The organism is Spirosoma endophyticum (assembly GCF_900112365.1).
GTDB lineage: Bacteria > Bacteroidota > Bacteroidia > Cytophagales > Spirosomataceae > Spirosoma > Spirosoma endophyticum.
Genome location: NZ_FOLQ01000006.1, coordinates 1 through 24,380 on the forward strand (window position 1 = coordinate 1; position 24,380 = coordinate 24,380).

The 24,380-nt window shown below is 50.2% G+C and carries 14 protein-coding genes; 6 read left to right on the forward strand and 8 right to left on the reverse strand.

Annotated elements, in window-relative coordinates; all coding sequences use genetic code 11:
- Nucleotides 1-101 precede the first annotated feature (101 nt).
- A complete protein-coding gene (locus tag BM202_RS16705; RefSeq protein WP_245776708.1) occupies nt 102-2,135 on the forward strand; it encodes a glycoside hydrolase family 3 protein in 2,034 nt (677 codons plus the stop codon).
- A gap of 152 nt (nt 2,136-2,287) precedes the next feature.
- Here BM202_RS16705 and BM202_RS16710 read toward each other — a convergent pair whose 3' ends face one another.
- Both BM202_RS16710 and BM202_RS36675 read right to left on the reverse strand, forming a co-directional pair.
- A complete protein-coding gene (locus BM202_RS16710; protein ID WP_143100702.1) occupies nt 2,288-2,494 on the reverse strand; it encodes a hypothetical protein in 207 nt (68 codons plus the stop codon).
- Between the two features lie 79 nt (nt 2,495-2,573).
- A complete protein-coding gene (locus BM202_RS36675) occupies nt 2,574-2,942 on the reverse strand; it encodes a hypothetical protein (protein WP_177236607.1) in 369 nt (122 codons plus the stop codon).
- A 30-nt stretch (nt 2,943-2,972) separates the two neighbouring features.
- Between BM202_RS36675 and BM202_RS37270 the strand changes: the two genes are divergently transcribed.
- From BM202_RS37270 to BM202_RS16725, 4 genes are all read left to right on the forward strand, one after another.
- Complete coding sequence (locus BM202_RS37270) at nt 2,973-3,119, forward strand: hypothetical protein (RefSeq protein WP_177236608.1); 147 nt, start codon at nt 2,973-2,975, stop codon at nt 3,117-3,119.
- Nucleotides 3,120-3,379: 260 nt separating this feature from the next.
- Nucleotides 3,380-5,035 carry a hypothetical protein gene (locus BM202_RS16715; RefSeq protein WP_093828125.1) on the forward strand — a complete coding sequence of 552 codons (1,656 nt, stop codon included), beginning with the start codon at nt 3,380-3,382 and terminating at the stop codon, nt 5,033-5,035.
- A 758-nt stretch (nt 5,036-5,793) separates the two neighbouring features.
- Entirely contained in the window at nt 5,794-8,892 is a 3,099-nt protein-coding gene (locus BM202_RS16720; protein WP_093828127.1) for a SusC/RagA family TonB-linked outer membrane protein, read from the forward strand.
- Nucleotides 8,893-8,927: 35 nt separating this feature from the next.
- Entirely contained in the window at nt 8,928-10,598 is a 1,671-nt protein-coding gene (locus tag BM202_RS16725) for a RagB/SusD family nutrient uptake outer membrane protein (protein WP_093828129.1), read from the forward strand.
- A gap of 576 nt (nt 10,599-11,174) precedes the next feature.
- Here BM202_RS16725 and BM202_RS16730 read toward each other — a convergent pair.
- The 6 genes from BM202_RS16730 to BM202_RS16755 all read right to left on the reverse strand — a co-directional run bounded on the left by BM202_RS16730 (nt 11,175) and on the right by BM202_RS16755 (nt 20,936).
- Nucleotides 11,175-12,827: an FAD-dependent oxidoreductase gene (locus BM202_RS16730; protein ID WP_093828131.1), complete on the reverse strand. Its 1,653-nt coding sequence runs from the start codon at nt 12,825-12,827 to the stop codon at nt 11,175-11,177.
- Between the two features lie 145 nt (nt 12,828-12,972).
- Complete coding sequence (locus BM202_RS16735; protein WP_093828133.1) at nt 12,973-14,442, reverse strand: RagB/SusD family nutrient uptake outer membrane protein; 1,470 nt, start codon at nt 14,440-14,442, stop codon at nt 12,973-12,975.
- Between the two features lie 15 nt (nt 14,443-14,457).
- Nucleotides 14,458-17,889, reverse strand: coding sequence for a SusC/RagA family TonB-linked outer membrane protein (locus BM202_RS16740; RefSeq protein WP_245776691.1), 3,432 nt, complete (start codon nt 17,887-17,889; stop codon nt 14,458-14,460).
- Between the two features lie 29 nt (nt 17,890-17,918).
- Nucleotides 17,919-18,917, reverse strand: a complete 999-nt coding sequence (locus BM202_RS16745) for a FecR family protein (RefSeq protein ID WP_093828135.1) — start codon at nt 18,915-18,917, stop codon at nt 17,919-17,921.
- Nucleotides 18,914-19,615: an RNA polymerase sigma-70 factor gene (locus BM202_RS16750; RefSeq protein ID WP_093828137.1), complete on the reverse strand. Its 702-nt coding sequence runs from the start codon at nt 19,613-19,615 to the stop codon at nt 18,914-18,916. The genes BM202_RS16745 and BM202_RS16750 overlap by 4 nt, the downstream gene beginning before the upstream one ends.
- A 340-nt stretch (nt 19,616-19,955) precedes the next feature.
- Nucleotides 19,956-20,936, reverse strand: a complete 981-nt coding sequence (locus BM202_RS16755) for a metallophosphoesterase (protein ID WP_177236609.1) — start codon at nt 20,934-20,936, stop codon at nt 19,956-19,958.
- Between the two features lie 322 nt (nt 20,937-21,258).
- Between BM202_RS16755 and BM202_RS16760 the strand changes: the two genes are divergently transcribed.
- The gene (locus BM202_RS16760; RefSeq protein WP_093828141.1) at nt 21,259-24,369 is read left to right on the forward strand and encodes a SusC/RagA family TonB-linked outer membrane protein; all 3,111 of its coding nucleotides are present in this window, start codon (nt 21,259-21,261) and stop codon (nt 24,367-24,369) included.
- The last annotated feature ends 11 nt before the right edge of the window (nt 24,370-24,380 follow it).

The window sequence follows — 24,380 nt, forward strand, 5'->3', positions numbered from 1 at the left end:
TCTGCTCGAAACCCATGAAGGCTAGCCAGGAAAGAACCCTCCTTGGTCCAACCTGTAGCCTTATGCCGATACCCAGGATAAGGCTTTTGGTAGCGGCTTTTATGTTGCTCACCAACCAAGCCATTAGCCAGTCAAAATCTGCTCCTAAACAACCCCGTCTGGGCGTGCGATCCGTGAAACTTTTGGAACAGGGTGGACTACAGTTTAAAGATTTGAACCGGAATGGCCAGCTCGACAAATACGAAGACTGGCGGTTGTCCGCTCAGGAGCGCAGTCGCGACTTGTTGGCAAAAATGTCAATCCAGCAAAAGGTCGGTTTCATGCTCATCAGTACCACCCGCATGAAAAACGACCAGTCGTTTGGAACGGCTCAAGCCAAAGAGCCCATTACCAGCGATTTCAATGAAGAGGATTTGGTGGCCAGCCAGAACATGTTTACCCGTAAACCCCTGCCGACGCCGATCATGAACGCAGCGGGTACGACCAAAGCCGTTACTCAATATCACCTTCGTCACTTCATTTTACGAGCGAATGTAACTGCTCGTACCACAGCCGAATGGGCCAATAAACTCCAGGCACTCTGCGAAAGCGACGGTTTGGGTATTCCGGCCATTATTGCATCCAATCCGCGTAACCACATTACCGGGGCAGCTGCCATCGGCACCAGCGTTGGTAAAACGGTTTTCTCGGCCTGGCCCGGCGAATTAGGCCTCTCAGCCATGCGGGATTTGACACTTGTGCGGGAGTTTGCTGACATTGCCCGCCAGGAATGGTCGGCAGTCGGCCTCCGAAAAGGGTATATGTACATGGCCGATTTAGCCACCGAACCTCGCTGGCAGCGCATTGAAGGGACCTTTGGGGAAGATGCTCAGTGGGCAGGTCAGATGATGACCGAAATTGTGTACGGCTTTCAAGGAAAAACACTCGGCCCTAGCTCGGTGGCGGTGACCACCAAGCACTTTCCCGGGGGAGGGTCTGGACAGGGAGGACAAGATCCTCACTTCGACTGGGGAAAGAAAGAAGTCTTTCCAGGGGGCAGGTTTGCCAACAACCTGATTCCCTTCAAAGCCGCGATTAAAGCTGGTACCTCAGCCATTATGCCCTATTATTCGCTCCCGGCTGATACCAAGTATGAACCCATTGCTTACGCCTACAACCGGGCCGTTATTCACGATCTGTTACGGACCGAATTAGGGTTTACCGGTATCATTAATTCCGACACAGGGCCGATTGAAATGATGCCCTGGGGAGCGGAAAACCTCTCCATTCAGGAGCGCTATAAACGAACCCTGGAAGCGGGCGTTAACCTCTACTCGGGTACGGCTGACCCGGCCAATTTGCTGGCTACGGTCAAAAGTGGCAGGGTCGACCCCAAACTGATCGACGATTCGGTGCTTCGGCTGCTACTGGAAAAATTCAACCTGGGGCTTTTCGAAAACCCCTACGTGGATGAGGCTGCCGCCGAGCGCCTTGTGGGGAACGCACAATTTCAGGCTAAAGCCGATCTGGCCCACCGCAAGTCCATTGTTCTGCTACGCAATGAAGCCGACCTGCTGCCCCTTAAGCCTCAAACGAAAGTGTATTTCGAAGCCAATGCCGCCAGGGCTGGTGGCTCCGCAACAGCGGCTACCAGCTTTACGGCCAATGAGGGCAACTACCCCATTACGTTTGTGGCTACGCCTGAAGACGCGGATGTGATCCTACTCTGGCTAAAGCCTTCGGCTAAGCCCCTGTTCGCGTCGGATGGGTCGCCGATCTATCTGTCCTTATCCAAGAATTCAATTGACGTCGCCTATGTCAATTCATTGACGGTTAAGAGACCGACCATTTTGGCGATTAACTACAGCAACCCCTGGGTCATCGACGAAATCTACCGGAAAGATGCCAGCAACTCAATTAAGGGCGTTCTGGCCACGTTTGGCACCACACCTGACGCACTGCTGGACATTGTGACGGGCAAGTTTAGTCCAACGGGGAAAATGCCCTTTACCACCCCCGTTTCAGAGGAGGTCGTTAAAAACCAGAAAGAAGATGTGCCTGGATATGAGGAAGGATCGGGCTACGGTTTATTTAAGTACAATGAAGGATTGATGTATAAAGGCGGTAACAAAAACTTACCGGCCAGCAAGCCCTGACCAGGTATACCAAAACAAGAGTTAACCATGCAGTAAACGATCCAATTTACCCTGCTGACGTTCAACTAAACGTCGGTTTATTTCCAGTACAAGACACTTATGGGAGGGGAATGATCACTGGGTTTGTAGCCCCTCCACTGAATAGCTTAAGCTCAACTCGATCCAGCTAAATCCTGCTCATCAGCCGACTGGGCAAGGCCTTCCGCCAACAGCCTAGACAACTGGCTATGCATAAAATGCACAATAGGCACCGTCGTTTGCTGACGCCAACTCCTTTCCAGGCTGGTGAAATAAGCCAGCCGGTGGTCAATATAGACCCCACGAAGCGGTAACTGGTGGTAGTGCTGAATGTAGTTCATTACTAGCCGGGCCATGGGACCGTTGCCCGCTCAAAAGGGGTGAAGAGTTAACAACTGAAAGTGAGACTCGGAAGATAAATCATAGACCTGCCGAGAGGTGTGTGCACCTGATGGATGCGGGTGTTGATGCCCTTGAGCAACGCATCAATAGCTGCGGGTAGTTAGTGAGCCGCCACGACTTTCCGCCTTCCGACCATGGCCGAGTCAAGGCGTAAGTCTCCCTGACGGTATTTAAAGAGCTTAATAAGGAATAGATCAGGCCTCCCGTCTGAGCCATCAGCGTGGCGGCTACCGCCTGGAGGGCAATTCGATTGAGGGGTTGGCCTTGTCTGGCCAAGGACAGTATCTGCTCCAGGACCTGGTGATGGTCGATCATACGCCCTTGCTCGGTGAAGGATTTGTCTACAATCGGTTGGCCGTTTTGAATCAGGTTTCGGGTTTGAGCCAAGGTCAGGCTTGACCCTTCGATGACCGTTGAGTGGTAAGTAAGCCGAACCAACTCGTTAATCCCATTGGCGTTCCCATCGGCGACTGCCCTGCGATAGCCATCCAGAAGTTGGGGCAGTGTGGACTGGGTAGAGGAATCTGGCAGCGGATGGACAAAGCGCTTGCTTTCAACCGGTAAGTGTAGTGAAAAAATCAGTAACCTGAAAAGCCACGTCCAGAGACCAGAATGTACGCGGCTCTTTAACTACGATTAGTGTACCGACAAAATCACCACTATCCGATTGCCCCTTCCACTTGCTCCGTACTTCAGTGAGTAAATTGCTCCAATCAGCCCCTTTACCAGACGTTCAATGTACAGGGATCGAAGTAATTAACGGGTTAAGAGGGCAAAGCATCTCACCCACTTATCCCAAAGTAATGACGACTAAGCTAATTCGTATGATAAAGGATAGCTTCCTGACGGTCCTCCTGGTACTAGGGGCATGGGTGACTCAGGGGCAGACGAAAGGCTCACCTGACCACGTAGTAATCACCTCCCAAAAAGGAAAAAGCGGCATATCCACTAATCCAAATGGAGACTTGCAGCTAAACGTATCGCCAAGGGATGTCGCTAAATTCAAAGCCGCCGGACGGGTTCGTTATCGTGACTTCGGCGCCAGAGGGGATGGCAAAGCCGACGATATGGACGCTATCGCTGCGACCCATGCCTTTGCCAACCGGCACGGCCTGTTGGTGAAAGCCGACCCGGAAGCCACCTATTATATTGGCGGCAAGGAACGCACAGCGTTCATTCAGACGGACACGGATTTTGGCACGGCCTCCTTTCTGATTGACGACACCCAGGTGCAAAATCGCAATACGTCGGTTTTCACGGTCAGTTCAGAGCTCAAACCGTTTAAGCTGGAAACGATACCTTCCCTTCAGAAGAACCAGCAAAAAATCGAAGCGTCTTTGCCGGGCCCCTGTCTGATTACGGTCACCAATGCGAACGTAAAGCACTACATCCGGTTTGGGCTCAACCAAAACAATGGCTCTTCGCAGACCGATATTTTTGTCGTCGACAAAACCGGCAAGGTCGATATGAACGCCCCCATCATCTGGGATTTCGATCAGATCACCGACATCTCCGCGCTGCCTATCGACGAGAAACCGCTGACGATTACGGGGGGGCGTTTCACCACCCTTGCCAATAAAGCCGAATCAAACTATACCTATTATAACCGAAACATCGCCATCCGACGGTCCAATGTGCTGGTTGAGGGGCTACAGCACCACATCCAGGGTGAAGAAGACCACGGTGCGCCCTATGGCGGTTTTATCAACATTGGTGACTGCGCCTATGTCACGGTAAAAAACACCATGCTTACTGGGCATAAGACGTATAGCACCATCGGCGCGGCCGGTAAACCCGTCTCAATGGGTACGTATGACCTTTCGGTCAACCGAGCCCTTCATGTATCCTTCATAAATTGCAGCCAGACCAATGACATAAACGACAGGACGTATTGGGGTATTCTGGGTTCTAACTTCAGTAAAAATCTGCTTTATGATGGGTGTACCCTCTCCCGGTTTGATGCCCACCAGGGCGTGGCCAATGCCACCATCCGCAACTCAACCCTGGGCCATATGGGCATCAATGCCATTGGTAGCGGGGTCTTACTGGTGGAGAATTCGACCCTTCGCGGCAGGAGCCTGGTCAACCTGCGCCCCGACTATGGGAGTAGCTGGCAGGGAGAGGTGGTGATTCGCAATTGTGTTTTCGTGCCAGCAGGCGATAAATTCATTAGTGCCGACCTGATAAGCGGCTCCTATTCAGGTCAGCATAATTTCGGCTACACCTGCTATATGCCTCAACGAATCACCATTGAAAATCTCCGGATCGACGACTCGGGGCATGGAGAAACTTACCGGGGGACTGCCCTTTTTGCCAATTTCAATCCGCAAATGACAGACAATACCTACCAGGAAAAATTCCCCTATGTCATCACGAAAGAGGTCATTCTCAGAAACATAACGACTACCAGCGGGAAAGCACTACGAATCAGCGATAATCCGTTCATGTTCCGGGAGGTAAAGGTTGACACCGGCCAGTAGAGCTGGCACAATGTCATGGTCATTTTCAATGAGTCGAATGAGAACAGGGGGAGTAGCCTGTTGGAAAGCAGAAAGGATCAAGAGTTAATCATCCTGCGTCATCATCCACTACCCAACCCCTGGCATCGGAGATCTAAACCGCAGGCTTAGCTCTTTCCCCATCACCGTTCAATTAAACGTTCCATTCTTACTGAAATAAGTCAGAGGCAGGTGACCCTTGGTAAAGGGCTCAAGCAACAATTTAGTCATCGTCAAAAATGGACTTTGCCGTGAAATAAGCTAGTAAAAAAGGCTAGGATTGTTCTTTGCTTTTAATCCGGCATTAATGTCTACCCCACTGAAGGCTGGATAACTATATCTTTTTTGTAAAATATAGAATAGGTGATCGTGTTTTTTCAAATGATAGCATTTCTGGAGTAGACTCAACATAATGATTCACGTGGCACACACTGTCCTCATTTTATCCTAGTCAAGCAAACAGACTTACCTCTTGTCTTTTCTCGTATTAGGGCAATTTCATTAGGCATTAACTGATCCACTCTTCAGGTATTGAATCCGTCTTCTGACAGGGCTAAACAACCAATGTCGGAAGATATAACTCTATTTTTCGAACTGGAGTAGCATACTATCATCCATCTTCTACGGTCCATTTACCATTTTTCGTGTTTGTTCATCACCGTAATTTTGTATATATCAAAGTCTTTTTAGCATTGAAAGTAACCCTTCTTGATCGTTCACCTACTAATTATCCTATACCCATGAAACATTTATATTTCATTTTATTCCTAATGCTGAACGTCTGGTTACCGGCACGGGTACTGGCGCAGACACGTCCGGTAGAGGGCAAAGTCACGGATGAAAAAGGCGAAGGCTTACCCGGTGTAAGCGTCGTTTTAAAAAGTACAACACGGGGGACAACGACGGACGCATCGGGTCAATTTAAGCTCTCCATTCCCAACGGAAATGCCGTGTTGATTGTCAGTTTTGTTGGCTACATCCGCCAGGAGATTGACGTTAATAACCGGTCGGTGATTAATGTCCAGTTACAGAATGACGATAAAGCTCTGGAAGAGGTTGTTGTCGTTGGGTATGGAACGCAGAAGAAAGTAAACCTGACGGGTGCCGTTTCAACAGTTGACTCGAAGGCGCTGGAGTACCGACCCAGTGCTACGTTAGCGAACGCGCTTCAGGGTGTTACACCTGGATTAACAATCACGCGGCAGAGTGGTCAGCCGGGTAGTCAGGGTATTAGTCTCCAGATACGTGGGGTTACGTCGGCCAATGGGAACGTCAATCCCCTAGTGATGCTCGATGGGGTAAGCGTACCGATTGCTACCATGCAAACGCTTAACCCGAATGATATTGAGAGTATCAGTGTGCTGAAAGATGCTGCTGCGGCTGCTATTTATGGCGCGCAGGCTGCGGGTGGGGTTGTTTTAATTACAACTAAAAAAGGGAAAGCAGGTAAGGTTACATTCGATTATCTCGCGCAATACGGTGTCGACTGGGCTATTAATGTACCAGGGCGTATGAGCTTGATGGATGAGGCCTTGTTTTCAAACCTGGCTCGTAAAAACTCGGGTAGCGCTCCTGAATACACGGATGAAGAATTGCAGCGTATTCGGGATGGGATTCCCTACGTAGTAAATCCAGCGGACACCGGTACGTATCTATTTTATAATCAGCAATCGTTGACGGATCAGTTGCTTCGTAAATACACGACGATGAAGACTCACAACTTCACAGCTCGGGGCGGTTCCGATAAGGTAAACTTTCTGTTATCGGCCGGTTATTATGAAAAACAGGGCGTATTTAAAATCGGACCTGATAATGCGAAACGCTACAACCTGCGACTAAATCTGGGGGCTCAGCTAACCAAACACCTTTCGCTCGATACGCGATTATCCTATACACTCGAACGTATCCAGCAATCATCGGCCGGAGTCGATGGGGAAGGGTTGCTGTATCAGGTTTACCGGCTGCGAACGCGAACGCCCTTCTTCACCCCGGAAGGACGCTATAACGGCGCAGGCTCAGCGGCTACCGCGTATGGTATCCTTGAATCGGGCGGCTATAATGATCAGAACAAGCGGCAGTTCGACGGCGTGGCTAACCTCCAGGCGGCCAATTTTGTGAAAGGACTAACCTTACGGGCCGTGGCCGGAGTGCAGTATCGGCCCGCCAACCGGGAGCTATTCGCCCGCACTGTACCGCTCTGGGGAAAATCCCGAATTTTAAGTTATGCCAACAATCCGAACTCGTTCCAAGTCACGAATGAACTGATTAGAAACACTAACCTGCAGTTTCTGGCAACGTATGACCTCAAGGTGGGCGATAAACACAATTTTACGTTGTTGGGTGGGTATCAGTGGGAAGACTACCGGGAAGAAGGTGTAACGACAACGTCCTCTAATCTGGTTAGCAATGACCTGCCAACGCTGAACCTTGGCGACGATAGAACCAAGAGCAACAGCGAATACGTAGGAGCGCGGGCTTTCCAGTCCATATTTAGTCGTTTCAACTATAATTACGATGGTAAATACCTGTTCGAAGCTACTATCCGGCAGGATGAAAGCTCGAAACTGGCATCCGGTTTACGGACTAAGATATTCCCGTCTGTATCGGCAGGCTGGAACATGCAGCGCGAAGAATGGTTTGCCCGGACATTGCCGCTATTTACTGAGTTTAAAGTCCGTGGATCGTGGGGTCGTCTGGGAGGTGCTCTGGGCGACAATATTGGAAACTATGATTACCTGAGTCAGTTGAGTCGAGGCTCCGGCCTGGTGCTGGGCGATGCGCGAACATCGTATATCTTCCAGAACTCGATTCCGTCGGCAGCCTTGTCGTGGGAAACCATTGAAACGAGTGATCTTGGTATTGACCTCGGATTTTTTCAGAATCGGCTTCAATTTACGGGCGATTATTACGTAAAATACAATCGTAATATGCTGACACCTATGCAGTTGCCGGGTACAATTGGTATCGGCACGCCAAGGCAGAACAATGGTGAACTGAAATCCTGGGGCTGGGAAACGGAAGTCCGATATCGTGGTCAGGTGGGCAAAGACTTTACATATTCAGTCTCCGCTAACTTATCGGATAATAATAATAAACTGCTGAGTTACTCAGGACGTACAGTTATTGGAACGGGTACGAATGGATTGGTCGAAGGATACCCGTTGAATACGATCTGGGGTTATCAGACGGCGGGGTATTTCCAAACCGCCGATGAGGTTAAGAATTGGGCATTTCAGGACAATCGCTCGGGTGCAGGCGACGTAAAATACATTGATCAGAACGGTGACGGACGGATCACGGTTGGAAAGGGTTCGGCGGCCGATTATGGAGATCTGGCTTTACTCGGTACAACTAACCCCCGTTACCAGTATGGATTCACGTTAAGCGCTCAATGGAAAGGTTTCGATCTGACGATTTTCATGCAGGGCGTTGGCAAACGTAGTTATCGGGCCAACGCCGAATCCATTGCACCATTGCTTGTTACCTGGAAGCAGGCGCTGGCCATTCACAGCGATTACTGGACGCCCGAAAATCCGAACGCTCTTTACCCACGTCCCTACGTAGGGGCAACGCATAATTACCTGGCGTCGGACAAGTGGACGCTCAATGCCAGTTACCTCCGTATGAAGAACCTGCAATTTGGCTACACGCTGCCTACTACGTTGACGCAGAAAGCTCATATCAATCAGGCTCGATTCTTTTTCTCCGGTCAGGATTTATTCACTATCTCGGGCCTGAAAGCCTTCCAGGGGTATTATGATCCTGAGACACGCGATGGTGTACAGAACGACTATCCGTTTTTTGCTACGGCCTCGATGGGCCTGAATATCTCCTTTTAATTGATTGTCACTTGCAGAACGAACTTATCAAGTCAATGAAAAAAATACTTAAATACACGGCGATTTCATTGGGCATGCTGGCAGGTTTACCATCTTGTGAAGTGGAAAGGCTGCCTGAAACAGCCATTAGCGATCAGACCTTCTGGCGTTCAGAGGGCGACCTTAAAGCCGCTTCCAATTACTTATACACATATTTGCCAACCTTTGGCACGCTTACTCCGCAAGGTTATAGCTCAACCTACAACGTTACGTACGCCAGTGAAGACATCTGGTCGGATGATGCCTTTGGACTAGCTTCAAACAATATAAGTGATGGTTCGCGCCTGGCACCGGCTACCGATGCTAATTATACGGCCAATTATCTGCTGATACGGGCAGCTAACAACATCATTGAAAAAGCATCCAGAGCAGCAGTTAATACAGCGCAATCAATTATTGATCGGTACGTAGCAGAGGCTCGTTTTTTCCGCGCCTTTGGCTATTATAACCTGGTTCAGCGCTATGGAGACGTACCATTGATTCTGAAAACGCTGGATGAAACGTCTGCCGAATTAAATGTACCAGCGAGTCCGCGCGCTTCCATTTTTGATCAGATTTATCAGGATCTGGATTTCGCTGCTCAGAAGCTGCCAACTGCAACTACGTTGGGAACGGCTGATTTTGGGCGAATCAGTAATACGGCCGCCTTAGCGTTCAAGGCGCGGGTGGCCTTGTTCGAAGGAACACGTTCAAAATACCATAACTACGGTGAGCCAGCCAAGCACCTGAAAGTGGCTGTTGATGCCGCTAAAGCCGTAATCGATAGTAAGCAGCATGAGCTGTACACAGGGTCCTACTTTGATATATGGCAACTGGCCGGTGAGGGACGCCAAAACCGGGAAAATATTATTGTCAGACAATACGGCGTATCATTAACTGAACGGGTTGTAACGCATAGCTACTACCGGGGAACCCTGGAAAATGGAAATATGAATCCAACCAAGAGTCTGGCGGATTCGTACCTCTATAAAGATGGATTGCCGATCAACAAATCGCCTTTATATAAAGCACCTGTTGTGTCGACCGATGTATTTGTTGATCGGGATACACGAATGAGCGATACGTTCATGAAGAAAGGCGATCCGATGATGACCACGAAACCCATTTTTGATATTGCCCCGCTGGTTTTCAATAAAACTGGTTTTATGTTCCGTAAAACGTCGAATGTTGATGACTGGAATACGCAAGCGTCTACGATCGACCGTCCAATTTTACGCTACGCGGAAGTACTTGTTACGTATGCCGAAGCGCTGTATGATCTGAATGGCTCAATCAGCGATGCCGATCTGGACTTGACCATCAATCGCCTGCGCCAACGTGGGGGCGTGGCGAAGCTGACGAATACGTTTGCTACAACCAACGGGTTGAACATGCGGGATGAAATCCGTCGGGAGCGTCGGGTTGAGCTGGCACAGGAAGGCTTCCGGTACTGGGACCTGATCCGCTGGAAAACTGCCGAAATAGAACTGCCTAAGCCTATTTTAGGTAATTATTTCTTCAAAGCAGAATTCGGAACAGTAGCGGCAGTACGGCTAACGGCAGATAACTATATTCTGGTACAGGAAGCTAGTTTTCGCAAGTTTGATCCAGTCCGAGATTATCTGTGGCCATTGCCTATCAATGAAATTGCGCTGAACCCATCGCTAACGCAGAATAAGGGGTGGTAAGGTAGCCTCGTTACATATATACCTTCATTTTTAATCAATTCGGCAATAAGCTTCGTTCTTCGGGAACGAAGCTTATTGCCGAATTGATTTATCACTATTTTGTAAATTTAATGATATAGTATCTAAGTGAAGTCCGCAACCTCGGCGGATTGAGTAATTAATGAAGTGCATTTCATAGCACTAAATATGCAGCTTAAATCGTTTGAATATTTGTCTTGTTCTCAACCTGTATGCAAGAGATAAAGTTGACAATACATTCAATTAATCAATCACCTCTCCTACCCAGCCGCCGTCCAATTAGCGGAAGCCCGTTGGGCCATACAGCAATAGTTTAGCAAACTCCTCCCCTCTTTTCAACCGCCCATAATCGTCAAATAAAGAGGTAATTATTTGTACTTGTTGAGTACCTAATCCGCTATCGTTTAATGGTTTACCTCAGCTATAAGTATAAACTAAAATCGTTCACGAAAACCTCCCATCCACTCCAGAAAAACACCGCATTCGTCATAACCTACGGTTGCCAATTTAATAATGAATTGGCAACCGTAGGTTATGACGAAAGGAAAGTAACTTTTTTTAAAGGGTCAATCGCTGGCGATCTTTCAGTAAAACGTCACGCAATTTTGCATAAGGCAATCGTTGGGGAGGTACGTTATTATCGATCGACAGAACGGCTGCCGTTGCGGCTGACTGACCCAGAATCATGAAAACCGGTTCCATCCGTATTGACCCATAAGCGATGTGCGAACTGGATACACAGACCGGAACCAGCAGGTTTTTGCATTCGCTTTCTTTGGGCAAGATAGACCCGTACGCAATCGAATAGGGTTGTTTGGGGTGAACACCAATATCGCCCTCATTCTGCACAAACCCATCGGGACGCACATAGCGTTGTGCATTATGTGAATCGAGGGCGTAAGAGCCCATTCCAATAGGGTCGGGTACATTGGTTTGCCCAAGAGCATCGGCTTCTTTCATAACGAAAACACCCAGCATACGACGGGCCTCGCGGACGTAGATCTGGTGCGGCCAGTTGGCATTGTCCGTAAACTCGTCTTTCGCCAGTCCCCATTGGCTCATGTCTTTTCGCACATCGTCTGGAACGCGCGAATCATTGGCCATAAAGTACAGCAAACCCTGCTGGTATAACTGATGGTCCCGGATGATTTCTTTACGACGTTCGTAGGTGGCGTCAGGATAATCATAATTTTTGCCAATGTAGTCGGAGCTGAATGGGCCGTGGTTATTCGTATCCGTTTTTCGGTTTGGTATGGGGTCGAACTTCTGAAATGTCTCACGCCATCCACTATCAAATACGCGGCCCAGCAGTTCATACCGGGCCGGGTCGTAATTAGCCGGTTTCGGAAAAGGCACCCGGTTGTCGGGGTTGTTGCTAAAGCACATGCGAAAGCAGTAAGCCTGAATCTTACTGTCACCCGCGCCTTTCTCGCCCGGTCCACTAGTTGCAATTTCCGGGAGAAGACCACTTTTGGGATCACCCGGTATTTTATAGGGACTTACGTTGGTCTTGAAATAGTGCCCGTGCTGAAATACATTGGGCTGCACCCCATTTGATGTTTCGCCATACACGCTGTTGGCTTCCCGACCTACATGGTACTTCACACCCGCTGCGGCCATCAAATCTCCTTCATACGTAACGTCGATAAACATTTTCCCTTCGTAGATCTGTCCGCTCAGGGTACGAAAGGAGGTAATAACCCCCGCTTTTTGGGTTACGCCCTTCTTCGACCGGTCGAGCCATTCATTTCGATACACGGTGATCTCATTCTCCGACACCAGATCCTCGAAGACTTTTTCGGCTGCGTGAGGCTCAAAAATCCACATGGTACGGGAGTTGCCATCAATGGCCGGTGTTCCCTGCCCTTTGTTGCCATATTCCTCCTTTTTCTGCCATTTCCAGGCCGAATCCTGTTGATAATGTTGGTAGAGCCGCTGGTAAAATTCACGTGACAACCCACCTATGACTTCTTTATTACCCGTATCGGTGAAACCCAAACCACCCGATGACAGCCCACCCAGGTGTTTATCGGGGGAGACGACAATAACTGTCTTTCCCATTTTTTTCACTTGTACAGCCGCCGTCACAGCCGCACACGTACCGCCATAAATGATCACGTCCGCCCGACGAACCGCAAGGGGTTTTGCCGCATTTGTCACAACCGGAATAGTCTGTAGAACAACGAGAAAACTTGCTACTAAACAAGGCATTACGAACCAACGCTTTGACTGCGCATGTGATTGATGCAGATACCTGAAAAATGTATGCTTCATTGGTAAACTTAGATGTTGGAAAAAAATTTAAAGTTCAGCGTTTTGGAAAAGGCAAAGCAATACAGGCCATTAGCACTAAGGCTCAATAACCAGGATTCTGATCGGCAGGAGCAATGTCTGGATTATTGTCAATTTCCTGAATGGGAATAGGCCAAAGCAGGTGAGCTGTTGCCACATCTTTCCCTTTCGCGGCTTTAATAATTGCTTTTAACCGATCGGTCCCCAGCCGTTTGAGGTCGTGCCAGCGCTTGAATTCCAGCATAAATTCATAGGCGCGTTCGGTCATGACCAGCTCCCGGAAAGAAGCCGCCGTTAGTCCCGTAGCGACCAGATCGACGGGCGAAACTGCGGTCGATGAATAGCCATAGGCGCGCCGGTGGACCATATTTAATCGTTCCAGTGCCAGTGTCGTTGGGCCGCCTGCTGCCTGCGAAGCCGCTTCGGCATAAATCAACAGAGCATCGGCGTAGCGAAGAATCGGGCAGTCGCTGCCAACGTTCACCGCATTGGGATCTTTGTATTTGCGGAATCCAAGTGGCTCGGCGGCCGGAAGACTGGTTAATACGCCAGCCCGGTTGGGATACGTACTGAACAGGTTAAAGTTTTTACGCAGGTCTTTGTCATCCCAGTTTTTGATGAGCGGCAGATCGGGGCGGCTAAAATGAGCCCGCACGCCCCCCGGCGCATTCGGATTATCGGCCGGGTATAAATAAGCGACGTAGTTCCAGCCCTGGGTCGCTACTTGCGCATATTTGAGGTAAAAAATCTCCTCGGTAGTCGTCACAACCGACGCGCCGTATAGCCGTTCAAAGTCATCAGATGTTTTCACCTCTACCAGCGAATACGCCTTCGACTGAATCACTTCATCGGCTTTATCACGGGCATCGGCCCAGCGTTCGTTTGTCAAATACACGTCGGCCAGCAAGGTTTTTGCTGCCCATGACGTTGGCCGCCCTATTTCTTTGGTGGTAGCCGGCAGGATTTTCTCCGCTTCCAGCAAATCTGCGATGATGAGTTTGTACACCTCCGTGACCGGCTCGCGTTTGCCACCCAGCTGACTCAGGTTTTCGGTCGGCTCGGTATGGATCGGTACTGCGGCATAGTTGCGGATGAGGTTGTAGTAGTTAAGCGCGCGCAGGAACCGGGCCTCGCCCAAAAGAGGATTACGGTCAGCGTCGGCCATAGCGATACCCGGTGCCGCTTTCAGGATAATATTAGCCGAATTGATGGCCTGATACGTCTGGCTCCAGATGGCGTTGGTCCGGGCAATGTTGGTGCCGTCGAGTCCCTGGTATTCGCTAACGGGCGTTTGCGTACCCCGCGAGATGGCATAATCCGTCAAGCCTTCCAACTGGGCCGGATAGTTCGTGCCATAGTAGTTGCCATTCCGCATGATCGAATAGACGGCGTTCAACCCCGCCACAAGGTCGGCCCGCGACTGGTAGAAATTGGCCTGTGACAGATTGGCCCGTGGCACTTCCGTCAATACGTCCTGGCAGCCGGACAATACCAGCAAACTCAGACCGGTTACAACTAAGATAAATCGTTTCATGACTTAGAGAGTGCTTTATAGGCCGATGCGAACACCGAGCGTCGTAAGTTTAGTATTAGGATAACTGTTCTGATCAATGCCCAGGGTGACATCGCCCCCCTGCAAGCCCCCTTGCGTACTCACTTCCGGATCATACCACGAGTAGTGGGTCAAAGTCAGCAGGTTCTGGGCGCTCACATAAATCTGAGCCGACCGTAGCCAGGTCAGGCCCAACTTGGCAGCCGGCAAATTATAGGCTAACTGAATATTTTTGAGCCGTAGATACGACCCGCTTTCTACGTAACGATCCGAGGCCCGAAACCGGGTATTCACGCTGATTTTAGGGTACTTGGCGTTGGGGTCGGGAGCCGCGGCCGTCCAGTGATTGGCGTACAAGTCTTTCAACTGATTCTCACCAAAATTGAAGCTGTTGGCGTAACTAGCCGTATTGAAGTTAAAGATATCGGCACCCTGAACTCCCTGCAGGAAAACGGTCAAGTCGAAGTTCTTCCAAGAAACGGTTGAGTTAAAGCCGTACGTGAACTTCGGATTGGGGTTGCCGATAATGGTCCGGTCATTGTCGTTAATGATGCCATCACCGTTGAGGTCCACAAACTTAATGGCGCCTTTTTCGTCCAGCCCAGCCTCTTTAAATCCGTAGAATACCCCCACCGGCTGGCCCACCCGCACCAGATTGACCGGAACACCGAGTGGGTTCGCCAACGTGGTGCCAAATACGTCGCTGCCATTCGATAGTTCCAGCACCCGATTGCGATTGGCCGATGCATTAGCCGACACATCCCAGCGAACCGGCCCCCGCAGCACATTGGCTGACACCGATACTTCAACCCCCGCATTGCGAATACTGCCGATGTTACGAGTGGTTTGGTTATAACCCGAACCGGGTGGCAAGGGAACGGTGGCTAGCAAATCGGTCGTTTTCTTTACGTAAAAATCCAGGGTCACTTGAAGCCGGTTTTGCAGAAATCCCGCATCCAGGCCAATGTTCGATTGGGTTGTGGTTTCCCACTTCAAGTCGGGATTCGACAGGACCGAACCGGGTGCATACCCAATCGTCAGGTCATTACCAAAAATTGTCTGGTAAGCACTTAGCTGGTTAAGTGTCTGATAAGGTGACAGACCCGTATTACCCGTTTTTCCCCAGGAGCCGCGTAGTTTCAGATCCGATAACCAACGGGTATCTTTAAGGAAGGGCTCCTCGATCAATCGCCAGCCAAGGGCCGCCGAAGGGAAATAACCCCACTTGTTGTTTTCCCCAAAGCGGGACGACCCATCCGCCCGTAAACTGGCGGTCAATAAGTACTTATCGGCGAACGAGTAATTGAGTCGGCCCAGATAAGACAGCAGCGACCAGTCGCTGTACGATGAGTTTGGAATGCCGGGTGCACTTCCCGCCTGAAGCGAATAATATTTCAGGTTGTCATTAGCAAACCCAGTTGCCGACGCGCTGAACCCCTGGTTGGTCTGTTTCTGGTACGTAAATCCGCCCAGTGCTGTCAGGTTATGCCGATCAGCTAGCGTCTTGGAATAGGTTAATGTATTCTCATTCAGTATATTCAGCTGGTCAGCATAGGATTGTTGAGCCGAGCCCGTGGGCGTCAGATCGGTCAGCCGACGGGATGAATATAGATTCCCTTTTGTTTTGTCGCTCTCGATACCGATCGACGTTCGGAACACCAGACCAGTTATTAGCTGATAATTCAGCGCCATATTGGCCAGCGTGTAATCCCGCTGTGTCTGGTTATCGACTTCCCGCGCCAAGGCTAATGGGTTACGTAACACGTTAGGGCTGAAGGTGTAGGGGACTACATTACTGTAATTTCCATTAGCATCAAGGGGCGCCACCGTTGGCGGAGCCACCAGCACTGCCGATGTAACGCCCTCTCCCCGACTCGAATTTTCGCCACTGACCAGATTTCGGTTCGTGCGGCTTACCACCAGCGAATAAGCCAGACTCAGCCGGTCATTTACCTTGTGGTTAATGTTCGCGCGGGCACCCGCTTTCCAGTAATCCGACGTCTGAACGATACCCTGCTGACGCAGATAATTGGCTGAAGCCGAATATTGTAGCTTGTCATTACCACCCGAAAACGTCAATACGTGGTTTTGCATGGGGGCCTTCCGAAGTAGCTCGCGCTGCCAGTTGGTTCCTGTGCCAAAATTATTGATCTGATCAGCCGTGAAGTAAGGCGTCAGCCCATCGTTACTGGCTCGCTCATTGGCCAGCTCGGCGTATTCGCGGGCATTGAGCAACGGAATCTCTTTGATGGGCTGCTGAACGGCGTAATAGCTGTCAATATCAATCTGACCTTTCCCGGATTTTCCCCGGCGCGTAGTCACGATAATAACGCCATTGGCACCCCGCGAGCCGTAAATAGCCGTAGCCGAGGCATCTTTCAAAACATCAATCGACTCAATATCAGCAGGGTTTAGTGCAGACGGTGTACCCGCCAAAGCGAACCCATCGACTACATACAGCGGATTATTACCCCCCACAATTGAATTGCTACCCCTAATTCTGACCGTAACAGTTCCGCCCGGCTGACCTGAGTTCTGGGTGACCTGCACCCCAGCCGCCCGGCCCTGTAAGGCCTGGGTAACCGTAGTTTGCGGCAGCGCATTCAGTTCTTTCGATTTAACGGAGGCCACTGAACCAGTGACGTCTGTTTTCTTTTGCGTACCGTAGCCAACCACTACCACTTCGCTGAGGGTCTGGTCGTCGGGAGCCAACCGTATATCAACTACGGGCCGATTACCAACCGCTACTTCCTGAGTCAGGTAGCCAACAAAGGAGAAAACCAGCGTTACGGAAGCCGGGCCAGTTGCCGGTTCTGGAACACTTAGCTGATACCGACCACTGGCGTCGGTTGTGGTGCCCCGGTTGGTGCCTTTCACAACCACACTCACCCCCGGTAGCGTCTCCCCGTTGTCGGTTGCCCGAACGGTGCCTGAAATTGGCGTGTCTTCAGGAGCCGTACTGGCTAATGCAGCCACTGGTGAGGCCGTTGTCGAATTGAGCAACTCGCCATTTACTAATACCTGATCGCTGGAGGCCGTTACCGGAAATCGCGAGTCGGCCGTTGTGGCCGTTGACTTACGAGTGAGCACCACCCAGGTACCCGGCTTCACTTCTTTGTAGCGTAAATTGAATGGTTTTAGTAATCGACTGAGTGACTTTTCCAGCGTGTTGCTACCCGCCAGCACATCGGCAGGCACGGTCAGGTTGGCTATTGTGCGATCTTCAAACAGAATATCCGTTTGATACCGCGCTTTCAGTTCGTTCAGTACATCAGCCAGTCGGCGGGTGGCCGTAGCGGGTGAAGCAAGGGTAACTCGGGGCTGTTGCCTTGCCATAGCAAATGTCTGACCATGAGCAGGATGCAAACCGCTCATCAATGCACCAACAAATAGTATTGGCAACATAGCGGGGTAAAAATTAGAACGCATATACTGAGATTAGTAAGGGTAAAAGGTTATTAGTCGAAAAAGGTAACCGTGTTGTCGTATTGTTTATAATTGATCTCCAGCAGTCCGGTTACCACCTGAAGAAATTCATCCGCATTGTCAGCCTTGAATGTGCCGGTAATTGTGCGACTGGCCAGTTCCTGACTTTTCAGTACAACACGTAGGTTGTATGTGTACCGGAGAAGGTCGGTGATTTCGCGAACAGTTGTACGGTTAAAAACGAATCGGTGGTCGCTCCAGGCCGAACTTACATCCGGTTCGTGGGTATGATTCTGGGTTAGCAGGCCGGATGAATCTACGCTCACGACATCACCGGGCTTCAATCGAAGCTGGTACTTTGGTTTGGCTGGACGGGTATAATTCAACTGGATCGCCCCTTTACTCAGCACCACTTTGGTTCCCGTCGGGCGAGTATACACGTTAAATTCAGTACCTAGCACCACGACATCCACCCCCCGATCCGTATTGACGATGAATCGTTGATGAGTAGGTGTATGGCTGATCGAGAAAGCCGCTTCCCCCGTCAACCAAACCGTCCTCGTTCTATTGCCAAAGCCAAAACGCGGTATTCGAAGCGTCGAGTGGGCGTTCAGTGTTACCTGTGATCCATCAGAGAGAGTTAGCCGGCGCGTTTCGCCGAAAGCGGTTTCAATAGTTTGGTAACGTAGTTGTCCCTGCCCGATATATAGGGCAAACGATAAGCAGAAAACAACTGTAGCCGCCACTAACAAGCGGGTATTTGTGAGCAACGGACGAATACGTGCTGGCGCGGTTGCTGTGGGCGCAGGTTGTTGTTCCAGGCTATCAATTCGATTCATCAACCGTTGAAAATTTCTATCCTCATCGGCCATATACTGGAGATGGTGCCGTTCCCATTCATCGAGCCAGGCTATGTACTGAGCCTGACTGGCCGGTTGCTGCAACCACTCGGCAATCATCGTTCGTTGCAAGGCTGTCGACCGGCCAGCAAAATGCTCAGCTAGTATTTCTTTTGTAATAGCCTGATTCATAAGTCAACGAACGTTTTTTCTGAGGCACCCGCAACCGGCATGCTGGATGGAGAAGAAGCTAAAAACAGGAATAGCCAGATAAATAGACCTAAGTGAAGAGTTTGACGAAGTTGGGCCAGCGCCCGGCTCAGGTGGGCTTCAATTGTTTTTTGAGAAATATGTAACTCGTCCGCAATTTCGCGGTGTTTTTTCCCTTCGAATCGACTCATCACAAACACGCGTTGACACTGGGGAGGTAAGGTTCGAACAGTTTCCTCGATGCGTTGAGCGAGTTCAGTATACTGAAGGAGTTGCTCCGGGTCCATGGAAACGACCGCATCCAGGGCATCAGCTTCCGTCTGCTCCGATAGAGTTTCCGACTGAAATTCCTGCCGCAGATGCGTATAGGTCCTTTTCCGCACAGCGGCATATAAATAGGCCTGATAAGAGGTTGTAATGTGTTGGTGTACCTGGTTCTTCCAGAAGCTAAAAAATACCTCGCTAACCAGATCTTCGGCGATGGTTCGTGAGTGTACAAACCGCACCGCATGACTGCACAATGTGCAATAATAACGTCGAAATAGTAAATCATAGCCCACCCGGACATTCTGGGCGAAAGCCTGCCGAATCGGGAACTCGGTGTCAACCACAATCGGATCACTATCTGGTTTACCAAATGGATTCGCTTGGGTAAGTTTATTCGATATATTCTCGGTCATCGAGGGAACAGCCAAAGCCTGTATATTACTACGTCTACAAAACCAGCTTTATCCCTTAGTCAATTTAAAGATTTTTTTTTATTATTCCGCTACTGCCTGTAAAATTCACTATTCATTTAGGATTCATGTTCACGAGCTTCGGTAAGATAATTGCCCTAATTATTGCAAACGATAGCACCAACGTTTGTCCATTTAAACCGCCGATTCAGACTGGAGACAAATTCACAATTTTTAAAAACTATTCAGCAGGCCCGCACTGCGGTTCAACTAGTAGCATACGATGCTTACCTAAAAACTAGGCGACTAGCGCAAGGTTCCGGGAGAAAACCTGTCATCGCAGTTAATTAAACAAAGGCACGGTAAACTGACTATCGCCATCGGTTTCTTCTTCCTTAAAATAGGGCGAGAACGTTTTCACGCGCAGCTCATTCTTTTTAACCGAGAACGTATACAAACGCATCAGTCCATGTCCCCCGTTAGGACGGCTCTGGTAATCGTTGAGAAACGTCCTGATGGTGTGGCCATTGTAAACGTCTGTGCGGTAGCCCTCCCCGCTGTCGCCCACGTGTCCACAAAGCATCATAAACACATTCGGGTTGGCCTTCATGCTTTCGTAGACGGCTTTTCCTTCCGCGTTGAAAGGAGCTTGGGGTGTGTTGGTGCCCTTTTCCGGATTGAAGTGAATCAGCGAATGACTGACAACAATCGCCTTGCGCGATGCATACTTTTTTAATATCTCATTAGCCCAGTTGTAGAGGTTGGTGCGGTCTTCGTTGTAAGAGTCGTACTCCAGGTATAACACGATAAAATCTAAGCCACCCGCCGAGAACAGATCGTAATGGCTGTCATTGTTGGTGCCATAATGTCCGCCGTAATAAGGCCGCCCCTCAAAATGGTTAATGCCAAAATAACGGTTATAGAAATTAGTCGTTCCGGTAACGGCGTGCTGAGAGGGAAACTGATCGTGATTACCAATGGCCATACCGTAAGGGATACTAACCGGATTTTCCAGGCCGTACAGCGCCGTCTTGGCCAAATACCATTCAGAGCGAGCGGTTACTGGATTATCGCCATGTTCCGTTACGTCGCCCATGTGGGCTACGTAAGCGATGTTTTCTTTGGCCTGATTTTTCTGAATCCACTCGATCTGCGCCTTGAACATATCAAAGGTACCGCCCAGTTGCGCCTGCGCTAGATAGTATTGGGTGTCAGGAATAATCGCCATGGAAAAGTCACCGTTTTTGACGGCTGCCGGAGGGCCGGGGGTGTTGAGCACGGGTTCCTCGGCCGCTACGGGTTGACCAACGCTTTGAGTAGCCATGGTCAGGATAGATCCGCCAAGCAAGGAAGTAATCACACATCGAAAAAAAAAGAAACGCATAACAAATGAGCGAGTAAGATAGGCTGCAAAGGTAGTGGCACACTGTTAACTCAATGTTAAATATAAGGTCTTGCTTGTTGGTAATTGATTGGGAGAGACATTGCTACCAAACGAGTTTTCAACTAACGATACAGCTACGAAATACTCTCTTTACAATATGGTAACACTACCGTCACACTAGCGAAACATTGAATTTCGAAGTTTGCGCCCTCAAATCGTATTCCCTGGATCGCTCCGGCGATCGCTTCCTATTCTTACGTTTATGCGTAGACTTTTCTCTTTCTTACCCTTCAAAACAGGAATTTTGCTCGGCTGTATCCTATTGAGTATACTATCACCCGTACAGGCTCAGTCGGCTACCGGAATTATTCGGGGCCTACTATCCGATAATATGGGCCCATTGCCGGGTGCTACGGTCCTAATCGTAGGCACAAAAACTGGAGTAGTGGCGGATGCTAATGGGCGGTATCGCTTAACGGTCGCTCCCGGTACCTATACGGTAGCCGCTACGTTTGTAGGCTACGCTCGAAAAGAAGTTAAATCGGTTACCGTAAAGGCGGGCAGCGAACAGGTTGTGGACATCCAGCTCGGGGCTGGCGAAGGCAATCAGTTACAGGAAGTGACCGTGAGTTACGGTCGTCAGCGCCGTCGGGAGATTACCGGCTCGGTCGCTACGCTGGATGCTTCGTTGCTTGAGGATATGCCGGTTCAGCAGTTTGCTCAGCAGCTTCAGGGAAAGATTGCCGGTGTTTCAGTTCAACAGAGCAGCGGGCAACCCGGTCGGGGCGCTGACTTTCGGATTCGGGGGGCGGCTTCCTTTTATTCGGAAAATCAGCCCCTCTTCGTCGTGGATGGTCTACCCATCACCGGCAGTATCAACAACGTCAATCCGAACGAAATTGAAAGCTATAGCGTGCTAAAAGATGCCTCGGCGACGGCGCTCTACGGTTCTCGGGGGGCTAACGGAGTGGTGCTGATTACCACCAAACACGCCAAGGCGGGCGACGCTAAGATTGAGTTTAATGCCAGTTATGGCGTGCAGAAATTGCCTGGCAATCGGGTGCCAAAAGTCATGGACGCTCAGCAGTACGCGACGTTTATGAACGAGCGGTATCAGGACATTCGTAAGTACGAGAATCCAGCCACCACCACCCCAGCTGAGTACGAAAACCCGTCGCAATACGGCGAGGGCACTAACTGGTATACCCTGCTGACCCGAACGGCCCCAATTCAGAATTACGATTTAACCGTGCAGTCGGCTACCGAGAAATCGTCTTCCACGGCGCTCTTTGGCTATCAGGAGCAGCAAGGCGTACTCATCAATACGGGTACGCGCTTGTTCAGTGGCCGATTGAATAAGGATATGACCATCGCCGGGGGACGCATTAAACTAGGTTTCGGTCTGGCTCCAAGCTACCGCATCGACCACAACAACCGGTTAGCAACGGATGGGGTGGGCGGCTTGTTCGAGCGCATTTTTGAGGCCAGCCCTCTGAAATCTCCTTACAATGCCGATGGCAGCTACAACCGTGATACTTATTCGCCAGGTATGGTCGCTTACATCAATCCGTTGGCCCAGTTTAATTTAACGAACGATGATTATAAGACGACCCGTATGCTGGGGAATGCCTTCCTGAACTACACCGTCGTGAAAGGTTTGCAGCTCAAATTCAACGCCGGTATTGATAAAGGCAACGAGATTCGTCATTACTACCAGTCCGGCGTTGTTAACTCAACGGTGAACAACCCGAACGGAACCAGTAGCGCCGTCGATAACGGTTCCTACACGGCTGAGGGATACCTGGACTACAACCTGGATTTCAGGACGGACCATCAGTTGAATTTGCTGGCTGGTTATTCTGCTCAGAAGTTTACCCAGGAAAGTAACACCCTGTCGGGGCTGGGTTTTGCCAACGATGACATTACGTATCTGACGGCGGCCACCAGCGTTACGGGCAGCAGTAACTATACGGCCTACTCGCTATTATCGACGCTGGTGCGGCTGAACTACAGTTTCAAAGGTCGCTACTTGCTTCAGGGCGCGTTCCGGCGGGATGGTTCATCACGTTTCGGCACAAACCGTCAGTATGGTGATTTCCCCTCCGTTTCGGCAGGCTGGATTGTCAGCGACGAATCGTTCATGAAGCGATTCAAAGCCATCAATTTACTGAAGGTAAGAGCGAGTTACGGCGTTACGGGTAACAATTTTTTCGGCAACTACGTAGCCCAGTCGACCACCGCCAATTACTATTACGACTTCAACAACGTCATTACGCAGGGAACGACCATCGGCAATCTGGGTAACCCAAATCTGCGCTGGGAGCGTAGCCGCCAGTTCGACTTAGGATTTGACCTGACGCTGCTGAACAACCGGCTGAACGTAACCTACGATTACTACTTCAAGAACACGGACGGCCTTATTCAGAGTCGGCCGTTGCCTACCTCGTCGGGGTATACGTCTATTCTGGACAATGTCGGAGCACTCGCTTTCTGGGGTCACGAGATAACCTTGAACACGGTAAACATCAGTCGGCCGGACTTTCGTTGGAACAGCAGCTTCAACGTGTCGTTCGACCGAAACCAGATTAAGGCGTTGGTAGATCCCGGCTACATCCGTCGGAACAACACCGTCACTTCGGATTACTTCCGCAACCAGGCCGATCATGCGCTGGGCGAGTTCTATGGGTTTGTCTTTCTTGGGCTCTATAAAGATGCGGCCGACCTTGATCAATCTGCTAAATACCAGGCTACGGCCACCGCTCCCAATGGGCTGTCGGACATTGGCACAATCAAAGTGAAGGATATTAACGGCGACGGCGTCATCGATGACGTCAACGATCGGACGTTTATCGGTAACCCAACGCCTGCATTCACGGGGGGATTCAGCAATAACCTGACTTACAAGAAATTTGACTTAAACATCAGTACTGCCTTTTCGGTGGGTGGCCAACTGTTGAATGCTGCCAAATGGGCGTACCAGACAAACCTGGATGGATCTCGGGTTCCCCTGGCTGCGGCTGCTGATCGCTGGCGCTCGCTTGACAATCCCGGTTCGGGGGTCTACCCCCGTACGAAAACCGGCACAACGGGGTTGGGCCGGAGCGTCAATTCGCAGTGGCTGGAAAATGCTACGTATTTCACGATTAAAAACGTATCGCTGGGCTACACCTTTGGCCTCAATGACCGTTCGGCGCTGAGAGGATTACGAATATACGGCTCCATCCAGCAGGCGCTGGTGTTAACCGGCTACAGTGGCATGAACCCCGAGATTAACTTCGCGGGTCAGGATGCCACCCTGGGCCTGAAGGTCGATGAGAACGCCTATCCCATTCCCCGAACCTTCGCCATCGGCCTTACCGCCACCTTTCGTTAATGACCCGTTAC